The organism is uncultured Agrobacterium sp. (genome assembly GCF_913777885.1).
GTDB lineage: Bacteria > Pseudomonadota > Alphaproteobacteria > Rhizobiales > Rhizobiaceae > Agrobacterium.
Genome location: NZ_CAJYTV010000003.1, coordinates 387,226 through 406,240, shown reverse-complemented (window position 1 = coordinate 406,240; position 19,015 = coordinate 387,226). Strand labels below are relative to the sequence as shown.

18 protein-coding genes are annotated in these 19,015 nt (G+C 60.8%); 11 read left to right on the top strand and 7 right to left on the bottom strand.

Going from position 1 to position 19,015, the window contains the following annotated elements; all coding sequences use genetic code 11:
* Positions 1-188: 188 nt before the first annotated feature.
* A complete protein-coding gene (locus QZ869_RS02940; protein ID WP_296102391.1) occupies positions 189-1,841 on the top strand; it encodes a Na/Pi cotransporter family protein in 1,653 nt (550 codons plus the stop codon).
* Positions 1,842-1,988: 147 nt separating this feature from the next.
* Here the strand turns inward: QZ869_RS02940 and QZ869_RS02935 are convergent, their stop codons facing one another.
* The gene (locus tag QZ869_RS02935) at positions 1,989-2,264 is read right to left on the bottom strand and encodes a hypothetical protein (RefSeq protein ID WP_296014533.1); all 276 of its coding nucleotides are present in this window, start codon (positions 2,262-2,264) and stop codon (positions 1,989-1,991) included.
* Between the two features lie 186 nt (positions 2,265-2,450).
* Between QZ869_RS02935 and hemF the strand changes: the two genes are divergently transcribed.
* From hemF to QZ869_RS02920, 3 genes are all read left to right on the top strand, one after another.
* Positions 2,451-3,362, top strand: a complete 912-nt coding sequence (gene hemF / locus QZ869_RS02930; protein ID WP_296102389.1) for an oxygen-dependent coproporphyrinogen oxidase — start codon at positions 2,451-2,453, stop codon at positions 3,360-3,362.
* A gap of 130 nt (positions 3,363-3,492) precedes the next feature.
* Positions 3,493-3,759, top strand: a complete 267-nt coding sequence (locus tag QZ869_RS02925) for a hypothetical protein (protein ID WP_296078666.1) — start codon at positions 3,493-3,495, stop codon at positions 3,757-3,759.
* 137 nt (positions 3,760-3,896) lie between these two features.
* The gene (locus QZ869_RS02920; RefSeq protein ID WP_296014530.1) at positions 3,897-4,085 is read left to right on the top strand and encodes a DUF1059 domain-containing protein; all 189 of its coding nucleotides are present in this window, start codon (positions 3,897-3,899) and stop codon (positions 4,083-4,085) included.
* Between the two features lie 51 nt (positions 4,086-4,136).
* On the opposite strand, the gene QZ869_RS02915 is transcribed toward QZ869_RS02920, so the two are convergent.
* Genes QZ869_RS02915 through QZ869_RS02905 form a run of 3 tightly spaced genes read right to left on the bottom strand, consistent with a single transcriptional unit; the run spans position 4,137 to position 6,654 of the window.
* Positions 4,137-5,399 carry a CCA tRNA nucleotidyltransferase gene (locus QZ869_RS02915; RefSeq protein WP_296102387.1) on the bottom strand — a complete coding sequence of 421 codons (1,263 nt, stop codon included), beginning with the start codon at positions 5,397-5,399 and terminating at the stop codon, positions 4,137-4,139.
* On the bottom strand, positions 5,396-6,034 hold the full coding sequence (locus tag QZ869_RS02910) for a CoA pyrophosphatase (protein WP_296102385.1): 639 nt from the start codon (positions 6,032-6,034) through the stop codon (positions 5,396-5,398). The genes QZ869_RS02915 and QZ869_RS02910 overlap by 4 nt, the downstream gene beginning before the upstream one ends.
* On the bottom strand, positions 6,031-6,654 hold the full coding sequence (locus QZ869_RS02905) for a DUF1285 domain-containing protein (protein WP_296102383.1): 624 nt from the start codon (positions 6,652-6,654) through the stop codon (positions 6,031-6,033). The genes QZ869_RS02910 and QZ869_RS02905 overlap by 4 nt, the downstream gene beginning before the upstream one ends.
* Positions 6,655-6,835: 181 nt before the next feature.
* On the opposite strand from QZ869_RS02905, the gene QZ869_RS02900 reads away from it, so the two are divergent.
* From QZ869_RS02900 to QZ869_RS02880, 5 genes are read left to right on the top strand one after another with little or no spacing between them, the layout of a single operon-like run.
* Positions 6,836-7,846 carry a MoxR family ATPase gene (locus tag QZ869_RS02900; protein WP_296014523.1) on the top strand — a complete coding sequence of 337 codons (1,011 nt, stop codon included), beginning with the start codon at positions 6,836-6,838 and terminating at the stop codon, positions 7,844-7,846.
* 45 nt (positions 7,847-7,891) lie between these two features.
* Positions 7,892-8,812, top strand: coding sequence for a DUF58 domain-containing protein (locus QZ869_RS02895; protein ID WP_296102381.1), 921 nt, complete (start codon positions 7,892-7,894; stop codon positions 8,810-8,812).
* Positions 8,809-11,616, top strand: a complete 2,808-nt coding sequence (locus tag QZ869_RS02890) for a DUF4159 domain-containing protein (protein ID WP_296102379.1) — start codon at positions 8,809-8,811, stop codon at positions 11,614-11,616. The genes QZ869_RS02895 and QZ869_RS02890 overlap by 4 nt, the downstream gene beginning before the upstream one ends.
* 3 nt (positions 11,617-11,619) lie before the next feature.
* Positions 11,620-13,701 (top strand): hypothetical protein, encoded by a 2,082-nt coding sequence (locus QZ869_RS02885; RefSeq protein ID WP_296102378.1) that lies wholly within the window; start codon positions 11,620-11,622, stop codon positions 13,699-13,701.
* Between the two features lies 1 nt (position 13,702).
* On the top strand, positions 13,703-14,125 hold the full coding sequence (locus QZ869_RS02880; protein WP_296102376.1) for an N-acetyltransferase: 423 nt from the start codon (positions 13,703-13,705) through the stop codon (positions 14,123-14,125).
* Positions 14,126-14,180: 55 nt separating this feature from the next.
* Here QZ869_RS02880 and QZ869_RS02875 read toward each other — a convergent pair whose 3' ends face one another.
* Positions 14,181-15,494: an MFS transporter gene (locus tag QZ869_RS02875; RefSeq protein WP_296102375.1), complete on the bottom strand. Its 1,314-nt coding sequence runs from the start codon at positions 15,492-15,494 to the stop codon at positions 14,181-14,183.
* An 88-nt stretch (positions 15,495-15,582) separates the two neighbouring features.
* Complete coding sequence (locus QZ869_RS02870; RefSeq protein WP_296040432.1) at positions 15,583-16,149, bottom strand: GNAT family N-acetyltransferase; 567 nt, start codon at positions 16,147-16,149, stop codon at positions 15,583-15,585.
* 288 nt (positions 16,150-16,437) lie between these two features.
* Here QZ869_RS02870 and QZ869_RS02865 point away from each other — a divergent pair, with 288 nt between their 5' ends.
* Positions 16,438-17,442, top strand: a complete 1,005-nt coding sequence (locus QZ869_RS02865) for a glutathione S-transferase family protein (protein WP_296102374.1) — start codon at positions 16,438-16,440, stop codon at positions 17,440-17,442.
* On the opposite strand, the gene QZ869_RS02860 is transcribed toward QZ869_RS02865, so the two are convergent.
* On the bottom strand, positions 17,433-17,843 hold the full coding sequence (locus QZ869_RS02860; RefSeq protein WP_296102561.1) for an NUDIX domain-containing protein: 411 nt from the start codon (positions 17,841-17,843) through the stop codon (positions 17,433-17,435). The two genes, QZ869_RS02865 and QZ869_RS02860, sit on opposite strands and share 10 nt — an antisense overlap.
* A 186-nt stretch (positions 17,844-18,029) precedes the next feature.
* On the opposite strand from QZ869_RS02860, the gene QZ869_RS02855 reads away from it, so the two are divergent.
* The gene (locus QZ869_RS02855; protein WP_296102560.1) at positions 18,030-18,995 is read left to right on the top strand and encodes a metallophosphoesterase; all 966 of its coding nucleotides are present in this window, start codon (positions 18,030-18,032) and stop codon (positions 18,993-18,995) included.
* Positions 18,996-19,015 lie beyond the last annotated feature (20 nt).

Genomic DNA, 19,015 nt, shown 5'->3' with positions numbered 1-19,015 from the left:
TTTCGGCGTTTCTGAAAAGATTGTTTCAGAAAGCTCTGTACCGCTGAACTTTTCGCCCCTATGTTGGTTAGCCAACGAAAGATTTCCCGCTCGATGTCTTCTCGCCCCGCATGACCCTCATGCCGAGGAGATCCTCGCACAAGGCTATTCTTCGATCATGACCGAAAGACGTAAAGGAGTGGCCGTTCATGGAATCCACCATCGTTATCGTCAATCTGCTTGGAGCGGTGGCGCTGCTCCTCTTCGGTCTGACGCAGGTCAAGGATGGCGTGACACGCGCCTTTGGCGTCAAGCTCAGAACCATCCTGGCAACAAGCACCAGAAATGGCCCCCGCTCATTCGTTTCCGGCTTTTTCGCCACCATCGCACTCCAGAGCTCGACCGCCACGGCACTCACCGTTGCCTCTTTTGCCGAGCGTGATCTGATCCGCCCGCGCATGGCGCAGATCGTTCTTCTCGGCGCCAATGTCGGCACCGCCGTTACCGCCTGGATTTTCGCGACCGGCGTGGCCTGGCTATCTCCGCTTCTCATCGTCTCCGGCATCGTGCTGCGCAAGGGTAGCTCCAACGCACGCCAGGGCGGCGGCACGGCGCTGGTCGGTGTCGGACTGATGCTGTTGTCACTGCATCTCTTGAGCAATGCCACCGAGCCGATGCGCGCATCACCCGCACTCGGCGCCTTTATCGGTCTGCTGGACGATGCATGGCCAGTGGCGTTGCTCCTCTCGGCAGCCATGGCCTTCTTTTCCTCATCCAGCCTCGCCATGGTCGTACTGATCCTGTCGCTTGCCTCGGCTGGAATTCTTTCGACCGGCCTGATCATCGTTCTCGTCCTTGGCGCAAATCTCGGCGGCGCGATCCCGCCGGTGATCGCGACAATGAGCGGCCCTGCTGCGGCACGGCGCATCACGCTCGGCAATCTGGTCATTCGCGCCATCGGCTGCGCTATCGTCATGCCGCTGGCCTCCTATGGTGCGATAGCGCTGCAGCGACTTCCTCTGTCGGAAAGTATGCTGCCGGTCGATGCGCATCTGATCTTCAACATTTTGCTGACCATCGTCGCATGGCCGCTCTCCGGCTTCGTCTCCGACCTGATGGCCAAGGTCGTGCCGAGCGATGTGCAAAGCGATGATGGCCCACGCTTCCTTGACAAGGACGCGCTCGACACACCGGTCGTCGCGCTCGCCAATGCCACGCGCGAAGTTCTGGTTATCGGCGATACGATCGAGCGCATGCTGATCCGCGCAGAAAACGCGTTCAAGCACAATGATCTGGCGCCCCTTACCGAAATCGCAGCTCTTGAAAAGAAGGTGGACCAGCTGCAGCAGGAGGTGAAGATCTATCTCTCGCAGCTTGGCCGCAAAGGACTGGATGAGAACGATGCCCGCCGCTCTATCACCGTCATCGACTACGCCATCAATCTCGAGCACATGGGCGACATCATCGAGAAAGGCCTGTGCGAGCAGATCCGCAAGAAAATCCTCAACGGCTTCAAATTCTCCGATGAAGGCTACGACGAGTTGAAGACGCTATTCGACATGACCATCGAAAACCTGCGCGCTGCGCAGAGCATCTTCGTTACCGGCGATTTCGCGCTTGCAAGGCGCCTGATGGAGATCAAGATCGACATTCGTCGCCTTGAAAAGCGCTCGTCAGGCCGTCACCTCGAACGCCTGCGCGACGGCTTGATGGAAAGCCTCCAGACCAGCTCGCTGCATCTCGACATGCTGCGAGACCTGAAGCGCATCAATGCTCACATCGTCTCCGTGGCACATCCCATTCTGGACGAGAGCGGCATTCTGGGAGAGAGCCGCCTTCGCACTGCGGAGACGCGGGCGTGAGAGCCTAGCAGCGAGGTTGTTGGCGCGCTCTGCTATCTGCTCAACCCATCGCCGTCATCGTCGGGCTTGACCCGAGGATCGATCTTTTGGGAGCCCGAAAATGATGGAAGTGGGTCTGGACCGTCCCGGCAAAACAGCGCCCGCCCCTTAATCCGCCGAGGGCAAACGCCGCATGGTGAACTCGATCTGGTCGCCTTCCAGCTGCCGCCAGCTTTCCACTTCGGTCCAATAAGCGGCCTTTGGAAATTCCTCGAACCATTCTTTCGCCTTGGCGCGGGCCTCGGCCCGCGTCATGCAAAAGGTCTGGCGCACGAACATGCCGCTTTTCTGATTTTTGAGCACGCCTCCATCGCGGTCGCGGCGGTGAGCGGCGATCCTGCGTTTCAGGCCTTCGAGCGGTGGCGGTCCGGTAAATTTCGTCATGCCAATACCTCTTATGCTCGAAAGATAATGTGCGTCTGCCCGCTTGGCGAGTCGAAATCGCATCGGCAACACATGGCGATCACCTTTTGTTGGAAGGCATTTGTGCGCGCAAAACCGCTACACACTTCTGATGGAAATGATCTAAACCGTCAGAACAAAAATCGAATCGCATGAAGGAGACCGGATATGGAACGCCCCGTTTTGCCAAAGGGCCTGCCGGACGACATCGAGGACAAGAAGGCGATCGCCAAAGCCTGGTTCGAGAGCCTGCGAGACACGATCGTTGCCTCCTTCGAGACGATCGAGGATGAGCTTCAGGGTCCACTCTCCGACCAGCCTCCGGGACGCTTCGTTCAGAAAAAATGGCTGCGCGATGAGGGTGAAGGCGGCGGCGGCATCATGTCGATGATGGAAGGTCGGGTTTTCGAAAAGGTCGGCGTCCACACCTCAACCGTCCATGGCGAATTTTCCGAGGAATTTCGCAAGCAGATACCGGGCGCCGACGAGGACCCGCGCTTCTGGGCATCCGGCATTTCGCTGATTGCCCACCCGGTCAATCCGAATGTGCCTGCGGTGCATATGAACACGCGCATGGTGGTCACGACCAGCCACTGGTTCGGCGGCGGCGCCGATCTGACACCGGTGCTGAACCGCCGCCGCACCCAGGACGATCAGGATACCCAACTCTTTCACCGCGTCTTCGAGATCACCTGCAACCGCCACGCGGTCGCGGACTATCCGCGCTACAAGCAATGGTGCGACGAATACTTCTTCCTCAAGCATCGCAACGAGCCGCGCGGTATCGGCGGCATCTTTTTCGACTGGCTGCACCCGGAGGAAGACAAGGGCGGCTGGAACGCCAATTTCGCTTTCGTCCAGGATGTCGGACGCGCCTTCAACCTCGCCTACCCCAAGATCGTGCGCGGCAACTTCAACCAACCGTGGACGGAAGAGGATCGCGACGAGCAACTCATCCGTCGCGGCCGCTACGTGGAGTTCAATCTGCTCTACGACCGTGGCACGATTTTTGGCCTGAAGACCGGCGGCAATGTAGAGTCGATCTTGTCGTCTCTCCCCCCGGTCGTTCGCTGGCCTTGAAACGTTCGAACGATCACGAAGTTTTTGATGCTCTTTCGCGTAAAAGGCCGATTTTTGAAAAATTGGCCCTACCGCAAATTCAGCGCGGTGCTACTCTGTGAGTCCTAGATGGACTGGAGGAGATATCGTGATGATGACTTCGAACAGCATGCCCATTTCTACGGTAAACGGCACACAGCCGCGCATTATTCCTACATCACAACTGATCGAGCGACTGGCGGCGGAAATGCGCGAGACGGGAGATCGCGAACTGCCGCTGTCTTTCTACGTCGAGCAGGTAAAGCGCAAGCTGGCCAATGAAACTGCCGCCAACGACGACAAGGTAGCCGAACCGGCTGGCCCTGCCGTTGCCACGTCCTCAGTCTTCGCCTGCTGGGCGCTTCCCGAACAGGGCTGAGCAACACGGCGTTCTTCACGCCTCGCAAACGGCGGGGCGTGTCTTCAATCCAGGAACATAACCCCTCCGCAACCGTTTGAGTGGTGTGGCCGGCTGCAACTGCAGCCCTGGCCAGCAATCCATATAGGGAGGCTGTTATGAGACTTTTCGAATGTGGAACATTGGTGCCCGGCTGCGAGTGGCACACCCGTGCCGATGAAGACGCCGAGGTTATCCGCCGCAGTGTCGAGCACATGCGCCAGGCCCATGGTGAAACGATCATTCGCGAAACCATGGTCGAAAATATCAAGGCCCGCATCCGCGACGAGAACAACGTCGAGGCCTGATTCCAGTGCAATTTTACCGCTCACCCCGGACGCGATCCGGGGTGACACGGATTACGGACGATCCTGCAGTTTGCGGGTCAGCCGAGACAGCAAGGCCTCGCGATCCAGCGCAAAATTCCCATCAATCCACGTTGCTTCAAGCTCACCTAAAATCTCGCCCACTTGCGGACCGGCGGGAAGTCCTGCCGCCAAGACATCAGCGCCGCTTAACGGAAACGCGGGCTTGCTGAACTTCTCGGCGCGCGTCAGCAGCGTGGAAAGCCGGGCAATCTTCTGCATCGATGCGTCTGCGCCAGACACATCCGCCCGTGCGGAGGCAAGAGCAAGCTTCAGCCTTGCCTTCACGCCCTCCACACCCTGCCGATAGAGCAGACGATCAAGCGCAGTCTCGGCGAGCGACGGATCGACGGCTGGCGCCTTCGCCCATTGATCGAGACGCGCCGCCTCGTTCTTGGACATGCGCAAGCGGCTGGCAAGAGCGGCAACACGTTCCGCATCGGGCGGGATGATGGATGCGAGCCGCAGCATAGGGTCGGGCTTCCAGCCAAGCGCCTGCTCGGCCGCGATCAGACCATGGATCGCGTCGATGCCCCATTTTTCCGTTTCCGGCAGAATTTGCGCAAGCACACCGGCTTGCCGCATCCAGAGCAGGGCTCTCGACGGATCGTCAGCGGAAAGCAACTTCTTCATTTCGCTCCACACCCGCTCGGCAGAGAGTGTCGAGAGCTTGTCCTTGGCGCGTGCGCTTGCCCTCAAGCCATCCGCATCCGGACGGCCAGAGCCGTAATAGGCAAAGAAGCGGAAGAAGCGCAGGATGCGCAGGTGATCTTCGGCGATGCGCGTTGCCGCATCGCCAATAAAACGAATGGTCTTGGTTTCGATATCGGCAAGTCCACCGATCATGTCGATCACCTTGCCGGAAGCATCCGCATAAAGCGCATTGATCGTCAGGTCGCGGCGTTCGGCGTCTTCTTTCCAGTCTGTTCCGAAAGCCACTTCCGCATGACGTCCGTCGGTCGTCACATCGCGGCGAAGCGTGGTCACCTCATAGCCCTCGCCATCCACCACCAGCGTCACCGTGCCATGGTCGATACCCGTCGGCACCGCCTTGATGCCGGCCTCTTTCGCCCGCTCCACCACATCCTGCGGAGGTAGCGTCGTTGCCATATCGATGTCGCCGACCGGCAGCCCCATCAGCGCATTGCGAACGGCACCCCCCACCACGCGCACTTCGCCGCCATCGGCGTTCAGAAGCGAAAAAATCCGCTGAAGGCCGGGTTTGGAAAACCAGCTCTGCCCGGCAATGCCGCTCATGAATAAAACCTCTCGTAAATGCTGCGCACGATGCCCGCCGTAATGCCCCAAATGTAGCGCTCGCCATAGGGCATTTCGTAGAAAAAGCGCTCTCTCCCCTGAAACATCCGGCTGCCCCGGTTGTGGTTGGCAGGGTTCATCAGGAAAGACAGCGGCACCTCGAACACCTCATCCACCTCGTCCGGGTTGGGCGTCAGGGTGAAACCGCGTTTGACGACCGCCAGCACAGGCTTGATGCGAAACCCGGTGCCGGAAATATAATCCGGCATGCGTCCGACGGTCTCGATGAATTGGCGCGACACGCCGATCTCCTCTTCCGTCTCCCGCAGCGCCGCCTCTTCCGGCGAGCGATCTTGCGCATCGATCCCGCCACCGGGGAAGGAAATCTGGCCGGAATGATTGCGCAACGTCTTGGTCCGCTGGGTAAAGATCACCCGAGCCTCGTCGCGGTCATCGATGACTGGAACCAGCACAGCCGCGTCCTTCAGCCGGATGCCATCGCCGGAAAGTCGGATGCCGGGGTTCAAATGATGGTCACCGAGGTCACGGCCCTCGCGCTCGGCAACGCCTTCGCCATCTTCAAGAACACGCCGCCGGAAATCGGCGGCGGAATAGATCATCAGGTCGGCATTCATCGGGCAAGCGCTTCCAGCTCATCGGCAGGCATGATCGGAAACACCTCTCCGCCCGAGCGCACGGAGAACATCTCTCTGCGATCGACCTCGATCACCTCGCCGAGCTCCACCAGATCATACATCACTGCGCGAGACACCAAGGCCTCCAGCCGCCCGCGCACGAGAAGGTAGGGTTTGAGTTCGTCATTATCGCCGCCCGTGGTGAAGCGCAGCGGATGATTGCGCCCCGCCTCTACCACATCACCAACATTTGTACGGAAGGTCAAAAGCGGGTCACCGTCCCTTCCGCTCACGCTCATCTCGACGGCAATGAAGGGCGCATCGGCAACACGAATGCCGACCTTCTCCACAGGCGTGACGAGATAGGTCTTGCCATCCTCATCCTTGCGCAAAACCGTGGAAAACAGCCGCACCAGCGGCGCTCTTCCGATCGGCGTGCCCATATAGAACCATGTTCCGTCAGCGCGGATTTCCATATCGAGATCGCCGCAGAAAGGCGGGTTCCATTTCTCCACCGGAGCCGGTCCGCGGGGCTTGTCGCCCGCCTGCTCGCTGGCGCGGGAAATCAATGCCGCAAGCCCTGCCGCATCCGGTGCCGCATTAATCCTGTCATCTGCCATATTCGAGCCCTGCTTTGCCAATTATGCAATAAAGGAACATGGGTAACGAGATAGTCATTTAAAGGATGCTTGTCAGCGGTAAGCGTGGCAATAAGCTATAGGCAGCGCCAAATCCCTCCTGTATTCCAATAGGAAGGTTGACGTTTACGAACCGCTGCGGCGGGGTTTTGAGGAGAGCCATATGGGCGTGATGAACACCACCGAAACCCTCGACGAGAAGACGATCGTCGCCGCTGCCGAAAAGGCATTGGCCGATATCGCTGCCATTCGCGGGGAAGTCTCCAAGGTCATCTTCGGTCAGGAGAAGGTGGTGCAGAACACGCTCCTTGCCATCCTGTCCGGCGGCCATGCGCTGCTTGTCGGCGTGCCGGGTCTGGCCAAAACCAAGCTCGTCACCACCCTCGGCACCGTCCTTGGGCTCGATGCCAACCGCATTCAGTTTACCCCGGATTTGATGCCGTCCGATATTCTCGGCTCCGAAGTCATGGATCAGGATGAGAGCGGTCGCCGCTCCTTCCGCTTCATCAAGGGTCCGATCTTCGGCCAGCTGCTGATGGCGGATGAAATCAACCGCGCAAGCCCCCGCACCCAATCGGCACTTCTGCAGTCCATGCAGGAATATCACATCACCGTGGCCGGCCAGCGTTACGACCTGCCCAAACCTTTCCATGTGCTCGCAACCCAGAACCCGCTGGAACAGGAAGGCACCTATCCCCTGCCCGAAGCGCAGCTCGACCGCTTCCTGCTGCAGGTGGATGTCGATTATCCGGAGCTTGCCGCCGAACGCCAGATCCTGCTTGACACCACCGGAACGGCATCTGCCGAAGCGCGCCGGATGATCGAGTCCGAGCGGCTGATCGAAATCCAGACGCTGATCCGTCAAATGCCGGTCAGCGACAAGGTGGTGGATGCGATCCTAAGCCTCGTCCGCTCCGCACGCCCCGGTCAGGGAAACAAGCTGACCGACAAGAATGTCGCATGGGGTCCAGGACCGCGTGCCGGTCAGTCGCTGATGCTGACGGCGCGTGCACGTGCGCTTTACGAAGGTCGTCTGGCGCCCTCGCTCGATGATATTTATGCGCTGGCAGAACCCGTGCTGGAACACCGTATGGCCCTGACCTTTGCAGCGCGTGCCGAAGGTATGTCGGTGCGAGACGTCATTGCGGGACTTGTCGAGCAGGCGAAGAACTAAACCGTCACCAAAGACGACGGTCTTTAGGAACAGACAGGAGCGCATGTGGCATCCATCGGCCAGATCGTAGAGCAGACATCGGGCAGCGACGTGCTGGCCCGCGCGCGCCAGCGCGCCGCTCTGGTGCCGGATTGCATGGTGGAGGCCAGACGCATCGCCAATACGGTGACGGCGGGCTGGCACGGTCGCCGCAAGCGCGGCATCGGAGAGAACTTCTGGCAGTTCCGCCCCTATGCTGATGGCGAAAGCCTGTCGCGCATCGATTGGCGGCGCTCCGCCCGCGACGACCATACCTATGTGCGCGACCGCGAATGGGAAGCCGCCCATACGATCTGGCTCTGGGCGGACCTCTCGCCCTCGATGATGTACAAATCGACGCTCGGCACCGTCTCGAAGGAAAGCCGCGCGCTGGTTCTGCTGCTGGCGCTGGCGGAGATTCTGGCCCGTTCCGGCGAGCGCATTGGTTGTCCTGGCATCATGGAACCGGTCTCTGCCCGCAACGCCGCCGAACGGCTGGCCAATGCGATCATGCACGCACCGGCCACCACTGGTCTTCCCGACACGAGCATGATCCGTGGCGCGAGCGACATCGTGCTGATCGGCGATTTTCTCGATGACGCGACGACCATCATGGAGAGGCTCTCGCCGCTCGCACGCCGCGGGCTTGGCGGTCATGTGGTGGAAATCGCCGATCCAGCGGAAGAGGTCTTCCCCTATAGCGGACGCACGGAGTTTTCCGATCCGGAGACCGGCGAGAAACTGACCTCGGGGCGCGCCGAAACCATTCGTGAGGATTACACCCGGGCATATTTTGCCCGCCGCGAAGCGCTGTCCTCGTCGCTGCGCAGGCTCGGCTGGAACTTCGTCTTCCACCGCACCGACCATCTGGCCTCTGAAGCATTGGTCGCCATGCATATGTATCTCTCCGGCTCTCCTGCAGGCGGGCGCAACGGTGGCCGCACATGAGCGCGCTGCCCTTCGTCTTTACCAGCCCCTACATACTCTTCGGCCTGCTGGCGCTGCCCGCCATCTGGTGGCTCCTGCGGCTGACGCCCCCCCGCCCCAAGGCGGAAGTCTTTCCGCCGCTGCGCATCCTTGCAACGGTGCTGAAGCGCGAGGAAACACCGTCGAAAAGCCCGTGGTGGCTGACGCTGCTGCGCATGCTGCTGGCCGCCGCCGTTATTCTTGCGCTTGCCGATCCCGTCATCAATCCGCGCAACAACACGCTCGCCGGAAGCGGCCCGCTGGTGCTGGTCGTCGATAATGGCTGGGCCTCAGCGCCGGATTGGGACCGCCGGGTCAGAACCGCCGAAGCGCTGATCGGCGATGCCGAGCGGGCCGAGCGCCCGGTCTCGCTGATGTTCACCGCAGACCGCGAACATGATGCCGAGCCTGGCACGACGGCAGCCGCACTGGAAAAACTTGCCGCCGCCAAGCCGCAGCCGCTGGTGCCGGATCGCGTCCGCGCGGCTGAAGCCGTGATCGAGGCGATGAACGGCACGACGCCCGGAACGCTCGCCTTCATCACCGATGGCGTCGCAACGCCGGAAGACCGTGCGGCACTCAGCAGCCTTGCCAGCCTGCAAGCCTCCGAATTTCGTGTGATCGAAGGCGATGGCCAGCAGGTGGCAGCCATTACCGGTGCGGAAAATGGCGCCGAAACCATGAGTGTTTCGCTGTCGCGCCTCAATACTAACGGCCCGGCCAACTACACGATCAATGCCCAGGATGCCCAAGGCCGCATTCTGGCAAGCGACGGCGCAAGCTTTGCCCCCGGCCCCGCCGAAACCACCGCCAAGCTCAACGCACCCTTCGAACTGCGCAACGATTTTGCCCGCCTCTCCATCGACCGGCTCTCCACCGCAGGTTCGGTCCACCTACTGGATGACGGTTTCCGCCGCCGCCGCGTGGCGCTTCTCGCCGGCGAAACCGGCAATGATTTCCAGCCGTTGCTCCAGCCGCTCTATTACATCAGCCGCGCCCTGCAGCCCTATGTCGATCTTGTGCCGCAACAGCAGCCGGATCTCGCCGTCGCTATTCCCGAGCTGCTGCAAAGCAATCCATCCGTCATCGTCATGGCCGATATCGGTCGTCTGCCGCAGGAAACCTATGCGCCGCTGGAACGCTGGCTTTCGCGGGGCGGCACGCTGATCCGATTTGCCGGTCCACGCCTTGCCGCAGCACCCGCTGAAGATCCGCTGGTGCCGGTGACCTTGCGCCAGGGCGAACGCGCTCTCGGCGGCGCTCTGTCCTGGGCTGAACCGCAGCCGCTCGCAGATTTCCCCAATTTCGGTCCCTTCGCCGGCATGCCGCGCGCAGACGGCGTTCACATCAAGCGCCAGGTTCTGGCCGAACCGACGCCTGATCTTGCCGAGCGTACTTGGGCAAGCCTTGCCGATGGCACGCCGCTGGTCACCACACGCACGGTCGATGCCGGTCGCATCGTGCTCTTCCATGTCAGTGCCGAAGCGAGCTGGTCGGACCTGCCGATCTCCGGCCACTTCGTCGAAATGCTGCGCCGGATCGTTCAGCAGTCGCAGGTCGGCGGCTCGTCGGCGTCTGCGAATGCGCCGGCCGCAGCACTTCCGCCCTATCGCGTTTTGACCGCGACCGGCTCGCTCTCGCCCGATATCGGCTCCGCTCGCCCGCTGGAAGCGCGCCCCGGCCAGACGCCACGCGCCAGCTTCGACAACCCGCCCGGCCTTTACGGCACGGAGACCGGCTTCGTCGCCCTCAACCTTTTGCCCCCCGGCGCCACGCTTCGCCCGATCGACACATCGCTTGCCGGAACGGCTGTTGCGACCGAAGGCCTTGTCGGGGAAGCGGCGACATCGCTTCGCCCTGCCCTCTTCATCGCGGCTCTCCTCATGCTCTTTGCCGATAGCCTCATCATCCTCTTCATGAACGGCGCTTTCTCCCGTGTTTCGCGCTCCCGCTCAGCCACTGCCGCCATTCTGATTGCCGCAGTCGGCGTGTTCGCCATGCTTCATCCGAACCCCGTACATGCAAACGATGCGAAGCCAGGCGACGAAGAAATCCTCAACCATCTCGACACGACGCATCTTGCCTATGTGAAAACCGGCGAGGACGAGGTGGACCGCATCTCGCAACAGGGCCTGCAGGGGCTCAGCGAGTTCCTGACATGGCGCACCACGCTCGAACCGGGCACGCCGGTCGGCCTTGATATCTCCAAGGACGAGCTGTCCTTCTACCCGATCATCTACTGGCCGATTTCCGCCAATGCGCCAATGCCGTCCACAGTGGCGATCTCGCGCATCGACGCCTACATGCGCGCCGGTGGCACCGTGCTTTTCGATACCCGCGACCAATTTTCATCTTTGAATAGCGGCACCAGCGCCAACGGGCAGCGGCTTCAGGAAGTCCTTGCCAATGTCGATATCCCGCCACTGGAGCCCGTGCCGCAGGATCACGTCCTCACCCGTTCCTTCTATCTGCTGAAAAATTTCCCCGGTCGCTACACCGGCAGTCCGCTCTGGGTTGAATCGCGCCAGGATGCGGCAAAGACCACATCGGGCATTTCCTCTTCAGGCGATGGAGTTTCCCCGATCATCATCACCGGCAACGATTTTGCCGGCGCATGGGCGGTAGACGACAATGGCGCGCCGGTCCTGCCCACCGTTCCGCCCGATGAAATGCAGCGCGAACATGCCTTCCGGTCCGGCGTCAATATCATGATGTATATGCTGACCGGAAACTATAAGGCCGATCAGGTGCATGTCCCCGATATTCTCCAAAGACTGGGGCAGTAACGCATGACGCTCACCTTCGCCCCCTTCCTGCCCTGGACCGTTATCGCCATTCTGGCCGGCGCCGCACTCGTTCTCGCGATCGCCGGCCTGTTGCGTGGCGTGCGCGGCGCGTGGCTGCGTGGGCTGGCGCTTGCAGCACTGCTACTCGCCATCGCCAATCCGCTGCTCACCAATGAGGAGCGCGAACCGCTCTCCACCATCGTGCCTGTGATCGTCGACCGCTCGCAAAGTCAGGATGTGCAGCAGCGCACCGCGCAAACCGACCAGGCGCTCGCCAATCTCAAGGAGCGTCTTGCCCGCTTTCCCCGCATCGAGCCGCGCATTGTCGAGGTTCGCAATGACGAGAACAGCGATTCGCCCGCCACAAATCTTTTTTCTGCCCTCTCGGCCGCCGTATCGGATGTCTCGCCCTCGCGCGTCGGCGGCGCGATTTTCCTCAGTGACGGCCAGATCCACGACATCCCCAACGCAACCCCGGATATCGAGCAGACGCTCGGCTTCAAGGCGCCTATCCATGGCTTGATCACCGGTCGCGCCGATGAGTTCGACCGCCGCATCGAGGTCGTTCGCGCTCCCCGCTTCGGCATCGTCAATGAAGAGCAGCAGCTGACGCTCCGCGTCTTCGACGAAGGCCGCACGCAAAGTGGGACGGCAAACGTCACCATCAAGATGAATGGCGAAGAGATCGGCAACCTTCAGGCTGTACCCGGTCGTCCGATCCCCTTCAGCTTCAAGGTGCCACGCGGCGGCAACAATGTGATGGAGTTCTCCGTCGCCGAACTGCCGGGCGAAGTCACCACCACCAATAACCGCGCCGTCCACGTTATCGAAGGCATCCGCCAGAACCTGCGCGTGCTTCTTGTTTCCGGCGAACCGCATGCCGGTGAACGTGCCTGGCGCAACCTGTTGAAGTCCGACACCTCCGTCGATCTGGTGCATTTCACCATTCTGCGCCCACCGGAAAAGCAGGATGGCACGCCGATAAACGAGCTGTCGCTGATTGCCTTTCCGACGCGTGAGCTCTTCGTCGAGAAGATCAACGATTTCGACCTGATCATCTTCGACCGCTACCAGCATCGCGGCGTGCTGCCGATCCTCTATTATGATTACATCGCCCAATATGTTGAAAAGGGCGGTGCGTTGCTGATTGCTGCCGGTCCCGAACATGCCGGTCAGGATTCAATTGCGCTGACGCCGCTTGAATCGGTTCTGCCTGCCCAGCCAACCGGTCAGGTGAATCAAGGGGCCTTCTATCCGCGCCTCTCGGACGCCGGAAAGAAGCACCCAGTGACGCGCGGTCTGGAAGGCTCAGGCGATGAGCCGCCCCATTGGGGCCGCTGGTTCCGCACCGTCGGCGTCGAACAGCCGCAGGGCCAGACGGTGATGCTGGGTAGCGGCCAAGATCCGCTTCTGGTGCTGAACCGCCAGGGTGAAGGCCGCGTTGCCATGCTGCTTTCGGACCAGGGCTGGCTCTGGGCGCGCGGCTTCGAAGGCGGCGGTCCGCATGTGGCGCTCTATCGCCGCATCGCCCACTGGCTGATGAAGGAGCCGGAACTTGAGGAAGAGGCGCTGACCGCGCGCGCCAATGGCCGCATGCTGGAAATTACCCGCCAGACGATCGGCGACAATCCTGGCGAAGCGACAGTGAAGTTCCCATCCGGCAAGACCGAGACGATGAACTTCACCCAGACGGATCCGGGTCTCTACAAGATCGAGCGCCGGATGAATGAGACAGGCCTCTACGAAGTCTCCAATGGCGACTTTACCACGCTTGTCCATGTCGGCGCTGTGGACGCACCGGAATTCAAGGCAATGATCTCCACAACGGACACGCTGAAACCGTTGGCCGATGCGACCCGTGGCAGTGTCCACCGCGTGGTCGATGATGCCAATCGCGTCGTCCTCCCGGATATTCTCCCCGTGCGCGGTGAGGTTCGCGTTGCCGATAATGATCGCATGCTGATCCGCATGACGGACGAGACGGTGCTCAAAGGCGTCAACAGCTTGCCGCTGTTTGCCGGCTTTGCTGGTCTCGGCGCCCTGCTGCTCGCCTTCTCCGCTCTCTGGTGGCGCGAAGGCAGATAAGATGCACTACGACATCGAACTGGCCGATGGCGCAGACGACAGCGCCAAGGCCGCCATCCTCGCCGCCCTGAAAGGCTACAACCTCCAGCGCTTCGGCCCCGCCGAATGGAAAGATCTGGTCATCGCGCTGAAAGACAATGATGGCGCCGTCATCGGTGGTCTCTCCGGCCACACCGCACGCGGTTGGCTCTACACCGCCCTCCTCTTCATTCCGCAAGAGTTGCGCGGCCAGGGCCTCGGCCCCAAGCTTCTTGGCATGGCCGAGGATGAATCCCGCAAACGCGGCTGCACCGGCGCTTACATCGACACGATGAGCCCGGACGCGTTGACGCTTTATCAGAAATGCGGGTACGAGATTTTTGGCGTGATTGCAGATTTCGGGCCGGATTACGCCATGACCTATCTGAAGAAATCACTGGTCTGAGGAATTACGCCTGAGCGAGACAACCCGCTCAGGCTGGTCGATGTGCTCACGAGTTTTACGACAGGCTAACCTCACGCGTCTCCGCATTGATCATGGTCGCAGCGATGGCCGCCAGCACCAGAAGCCCGGCAAAGATGCCGACGGCAAATCCGAAGCCTTGCGCAATGGCATAGCCAAGCAACGAAGGTGCCAGCAATCCGCCGAGCCGCGCCATGGCGCCTGCAGCACCCATGCCGGTGGCGCGGGATTCCGTCGGGTAGAGCTCCGGCGTATAGGCGTAGAGCGCGCCCCAGGTGCCGAGAAGCGCAAAGCTCATCAGCAGCAGTGACGTGGCGATCATCGCGCCGGTGGTGGTCAGCGTGAAGAGCAGGCAGCCGAGAGCAGACAGCAGGCAGAAGCCGATCAATGTGGGCTTGCGGCCCCATTTTTCCACGCCGTAGGCCGCCAGCGCATAGCCGGGGATCTGGGCGAGTGCGACCAGAACCAGAAATCCATAGCCACGCACAAAGCCGAAACCTTCGCCCGCAAGGCGCGCCGGCATCCAGGTGAAGACACCGTAATAGGAGACCGAGACCAGAAACCAGATGGCCAGGATCATGATGGAGCGCTGGCGAAGTGCTGGCGAAAACAGGCCCTGCCCTTTCGACGCTTCAGACTGCGCAATGCCGGTCCGCTCATCCAGTATCGCGCGACCATTGGTCTTCAGCATGGAGTTGACGACGACTTTCGCTTCTTCCGAACGGCCGGTCCTCAAAAGGTAAAGCGGCGATTCCGGCACGAGGAAACGCAGACCGATGCCGATCAGCGCGGGAAAGGCGGTGACAGCAAAGATGTAGCGCCATGCATCCTCGACGCCCGAAAGGCTCGCAAGCCATGCGGCAAGGGCCACGACCAGCGTGCCGACCGCCCAGAAGCCCTCCAAAAGAACCAGCCAGCGGCCGCGGTTCTTCGCCGGAAGAAACTCCGCCATCATCGCATAATCCACCGGCAGCGTGCCGCCGACGGCCGCACCCGTCAGGAAGCGCAGCACGAGAAGAATGGTGAAATCCGGCGCGAAGATCGAGAGAATACCGAAGACCGCATCGCAGGCAACGGTCACGATCAACACGCGACGGCGACCGTAGCGGTCCGCCATGCGCCCGAAGCCGATGGCGCCAAGCAACATGCCGAGGAAGAAGGCGGTGCCGGTCTGCAAGGCCTGCGGGACAGTCAGCCCGAAGGTCGCGGCAATCGAGGCGGCTGTAAAACCTACCGCCAGCACCTGCATGGCATCCGCCGCCCAGACCAGACCGAAGATACCCATCAGCCTGCGCTGATAAGCACCGGCGCCTGCGCGATCCAACGCATCGTTCATCGTAATCGACGTCATCATCGCCCCCTTGCGACCCGAACTCAATGTGCGGCGCACGTTGCTTAGGTCAGGCGGGCAGTGTCAAGGCGTCAAAGAGCGTTTTGCGTCAACCGACAGCGCGGAGCGGCAGCTCGAACACAAGCTCTTCCTGCTTTTCTTCGGTCTTGCCGTCGAATGGCTGCCAGCCAATTTCGCCTCTGAGCCGCTGATGAACGTTATCCGCCAGCGGCACCACGAGCACACGGTTCATGTCGACCGGACCTGGAAAATCGAGCGCGCCATAAGCGACCTTCTCGAAACCGAGCGGCATGTAATAGGGCGGATCGCCAATCAGGATGACTGCGTCCGAACCCTTACGCTTGGCGGCGGCAATCGCAATCCGCACCAGTTCACGCCCGATCCCCATATTCTTGTGCGATGGCCGCACCGCCAGCGGTCCCAGCATATGGCCGTTGACCTCACCGGCCCGAACCGGCGTCATCCGCACCGATGCGATGGTCTCGCCATCATCGGCGCAGATGAAGGAGAGCGAACGGTCGTGCGGCCCCTGCTCGCGGATGCGCGCGGCAGCCCGCGTATGCCGGCCAGGACCAAAAGCTTCTGCATTGATAAGTTCGATAACGGCGTCGTGCGACGCGTCCTCGGTGAGGTAGACAAGTTCGTGCTTGGACATGAGGAGACCGGAACGTTGAATACGGACATGACGATGTGTGACGGTGCGCCTGACATTGCCTGACAGGGCAAGAAGAGCGTCAGCGTCGTCGGAGCGTCCGTGGTTCGGTCATAGATCAAAATTTCCTCAGCAATATGAACATCGCGGATATCAGGAAATTATCGCAGGGTCCAGAACAAAAGGCCGCACCGCCGCATTCACGAAGCGAGAACGCATTGTTCATCGATGCGAGGGTTCGCTTTAGCGCCTTCCCATCCTAGAGTGAGTGACGAAACAAGGAGATAGCAGATGGGCATGCTGGTAGACGGCGTTTGGAAGGATGTGTGGTACGACACAAAGGAAACCAAGGGGCACTTCAAACGCAGCGCCTCGCAGTTCCGTAACTGGATCACTGCCGATGGCGAGCCCGGCCCCTCCGGCCAGGGCGGCTTCAAGGCAGAGAAGGACCGTTACCACCTCTACGTCTCGCTTGCCTGTCCCTGGGCGCACCGCACACTTATCTTCCGCAAGCTGAAGAAACTCGAAGACTACATCCCGGTTTCCGTGGTCGATCCGCTGATGCTGGAAAATGGCTGGGAATTCAAGCCTGAGGCAGAGCGCGTGCCGGGCGCGACTGAGGATCATCTCTTCGGATCGTCGGCTCTCTGGCAGGTTTATACCAAGGCCGATCCGCACTATTCCGGCCGCGTCACCGTACCGGTGCTCTGGGACAAGCAGCAGAACACCATCGTCTCCAATGAGTCGGCGGAGATTATCCGCATGTTCAACAGCGCCTTCGATGCATTGACCGGATCGGAACTCGATTTCTACCCAGAAGCAAAGCGAGGCGAAATCGATGCGCTCAACGACCTCATCTACGACACCGTCAATAACGGCGTCTACAAGGCGGGCTTCGCCACCACGCAGGACGCCTATCAAGAAAGTGCCATCAAGGTATTCGAGACGCTGGACATGCTTGAGGAGCAGCTTTCAAACCAACGCTTCCTTTTGGGCCCGGAACAGACCGAAGCCGATTGGCGGCTGTTCACCACACTGGTGCGTTTCGATCCTGTTTATGTCGGTCACTTCAAGTGCAATATCCGCCGCATTCACGATTACCCGAACCTGACGGGCTATCTGCGAGACCTGTTCCAGACGCCCGGCGTGCCGGAGACGGTGGATATGCGTCACATCAAGGAGCACTATTACCGCAGCCACAAGACGATCAACCCGACCGGCATCGTTCCGGTCGGACCTGAACTGGAGCTTGAAAAAGCCCATGATCGCGCGCGCTTGGCGGGACGCTACCAGTAATCGTCAGGCGGAGCGTGACCGGACAGGTCCGCAAGGCGACGACGCGTGGCAGATGTGGTCTCATTGGGCAGCGCGTCGAGCTGGAAGAACCCGCTCTCGGCAATCTCACGATCCGCCGCCTTCACAGCGGTCTGCCTGACAGTGAGGCGATAGAACAGCACATGGTCACGGTCGCTGGTGCGATTGTTGAAATAGACATGGACAAGTTCCGGCACAGACACGGCAACCAGATTGCCCTCTTCCCGGATTTCCTTGTGCAGCGCCTGCAATCCGGTTTCCCCTCGCTCGACACCGCCGCCCGGCATGTGCCAGCCGGAGACGTAGGTATGCCGCACGAGGAAGATGCGTCCCTGATCATCGAAACAGGCGGCGCGCACCCCAAGGGTCATGCCGCGGCGCATAAAAAAGAACCCGTGCACGATCCTTTTGGCGATATTCCGAAACAGCTGCCGGAACCCTTCACTGAGCTTGCGGTTCTCACTCAAAGTTCAACTCTCCGTCAACTTGCCCGATTGAAGCGCTTATCCCCTTGAAATACCGAGGTTTCGCATTGCACGCCTCAACACGGATACGATATGTCTGACCCCATGTTCAAGCTCGCCCATATTTCTGACGTTCATCTCGGGCCATTGCCCAAGCTCACTTTCCGCGAACTGGCCTCCAAGCGCATCACCGGCTTTGTGAACTGGCGGCTCAACCGCCGCAAGCATCTTTTCACCGATACGCTGGAGCGTTTGGTGGACGATATGGAAACCAAGGCGCCCGATCACGTCGCAATTACTGGCGACCTCGTCAATCTCGCCACCGGCATCGAAATCCGCGCCGCCGCCGACTGGCTGGAGGAAGTGGGCGATCCGCTGAAAGTCTCGGTCGTACCCGGCAACCACGACGCCTATGTTCCCGGCGCGCACGACAAGGCCATGGCCGCTTGGTATCCTTATGTGCGCGGCGATGGCGATGCGGATAGCTGGAACGAGGACCTGAAGATTTTCCCCTATATGCGGGTTCGCGGCCCTGTGGCGCTCATCGGCTGCTCTACCTCCATCGCCACACCACCCTTTTCCGCGACGGGCTATTTCGGCCGTCGCCAGGCACGCGCCACGGCGGATCTGCTGAAAAAGGCCGGTGAACAGGGGCTATTTCGCGTGGTGATGATCCACCACCCGCCGGTGCGTGGTGCTGCCGCGACCCATAAACGCATGATCGGCATTCGCCGCTTTGCCGCAGCACTCGGCACCGGCGGCGCAGAACTCGTACTGCACGGCCACACCCACCTCAACACCGTTTACTGGCTAAGCACCCATAGGGGTCAGGACCACATCCCCGTCGTCGGCATTGCATCCGCAAGCCAGGGACCAGGAGCAGAAAAGCCGCGCGCCGGCTATAACCTCTTCAATATCTCCGGCGGCCCCGGAACATGGGACGTGACCTGCGAACGTTTCAGCCTCAACGAGAAATCAACCGGCATCGAGCTGGAAGACATTCGCGTCTTCTACCATAATGGCCGCCCCCTGGGCTTCGGCAACCCGGTGGAGCAGGCACCGGAGGAGTAGGCTTCCTCCGGCTTTTCCTT

Coding starts and splice junctions, on each gene's coding strand:
- QZ869_RS02940 (WP_296102391.1), top strand. CDS start 189: ATGGAATCCACCATCGTTATCGTCAATCTGCTTGGAGCGGTGGCGCTG.
- QZ869_RS02935 (WP_296014533.1), bottom strand. CDS start 2,264: ATGACGAAATTTACCGGACCGCCACCGCTCGAAGGCCTGAAACGCAGG.
- hemF (WP_296102389.1), top strand. CDS start 2,451: ATGGAACGCCCCGTTTTGCCAAAGGGCCTGCCGGACGACATCGAGGAC.
- QZ869_RS02925 (WP_296078666.1), top strand. CDS start 3,493: ATGATGACTTCGAACAGCATGCCCATTTCTACGGTAAACGGCACACAG.
- QZ869_RS02920 (WP_296014530.1), top strand. CDS start 3,897: ATGAGACTTTTCGAATGTGGAACATTGGTGCCCGGCTGCGAGTGGCAC.
- QZ869_RS02915 (WP_296102387.1), bottom strand. CDS start 5,399: ATGAGCGGCATTGCCGGGCAGAGCTGGTTTTCCAAACCCGGCCTTCAG.
- QZ869_RS02910 (WP_296102385.1), bottom strand. CDS start 6,034: ATGAATGCCGACCTGATGATCTATTCCGCCGCCGATTTCCGGCGGCGT.
- QZ869_RS02905 (WP_296102383.1), bottom strand. CDS start 6,654: ATGGCAGATGACAGGATTAATGCGGCACCGGATGCGGCAGGGCTTGCG.
- QZ869_RS02900 (WP_296014523.1), top strand. CDS start 6,836: ATGGGCGTGATGAACACCACCGAAACCCTCGACGAGAAGACGATCGTC.
- QZ869_RS02890 (WP_296102379.1), top strand. CDS start 8,809: ATGAGCGCGCTGCCCTTCGTCTTTACCAGCCCCTACATACTCTTCGGC.
- QZ869_RS02885 (WP_296102378.1), top strand. CDS start 11,620: ATGACGCTCACCTTCGCCCCCTTCCTGCCCTGGACCGTTATCGCCATT.
- QZ869_RS02880 (WP_296102376.1), top strand. CDS start 13,703: ATGCACTACGACATCGAACTGGCCGATGGCGCAGACGACAGCGCCAAG.
- QZ869_RS02875 (WP_296102375.1), bottom strand. CDS start 15,494: ATGACGTCGATTACGATGAACGATGCGTTGGATCGCGCAGGCGCCGGT.
- QZ869_RS02870 (WP_296040432.1), bottom strand. CDS start 16,149: ATGTCCAAGCACGAACTTGTCTACCTCACCGAGGACGCGTCGCACGAC.
- QZ869_RS02865 (WP_296102374.1), top strand. CDS start 16,438: ATGGGCATGCTGGTAGACGGCGTTTGGAAGGATGTGTGGTACGACACA.
- QZ869_RS02860 (WP_296102561.1), bottom strand. CDS start 17,843: ATGCGCCGCGGCATGACCCTTGGGGTGCGCGCCGCCTGTTTCGATGAT.
- QZ869_RS02855 (WP_296102560.1), top strand. CDS start 18,030: ATGTTCAAGCTCGCCCATATTTCTGACGTTCATCTCGGGCCATTGCCC.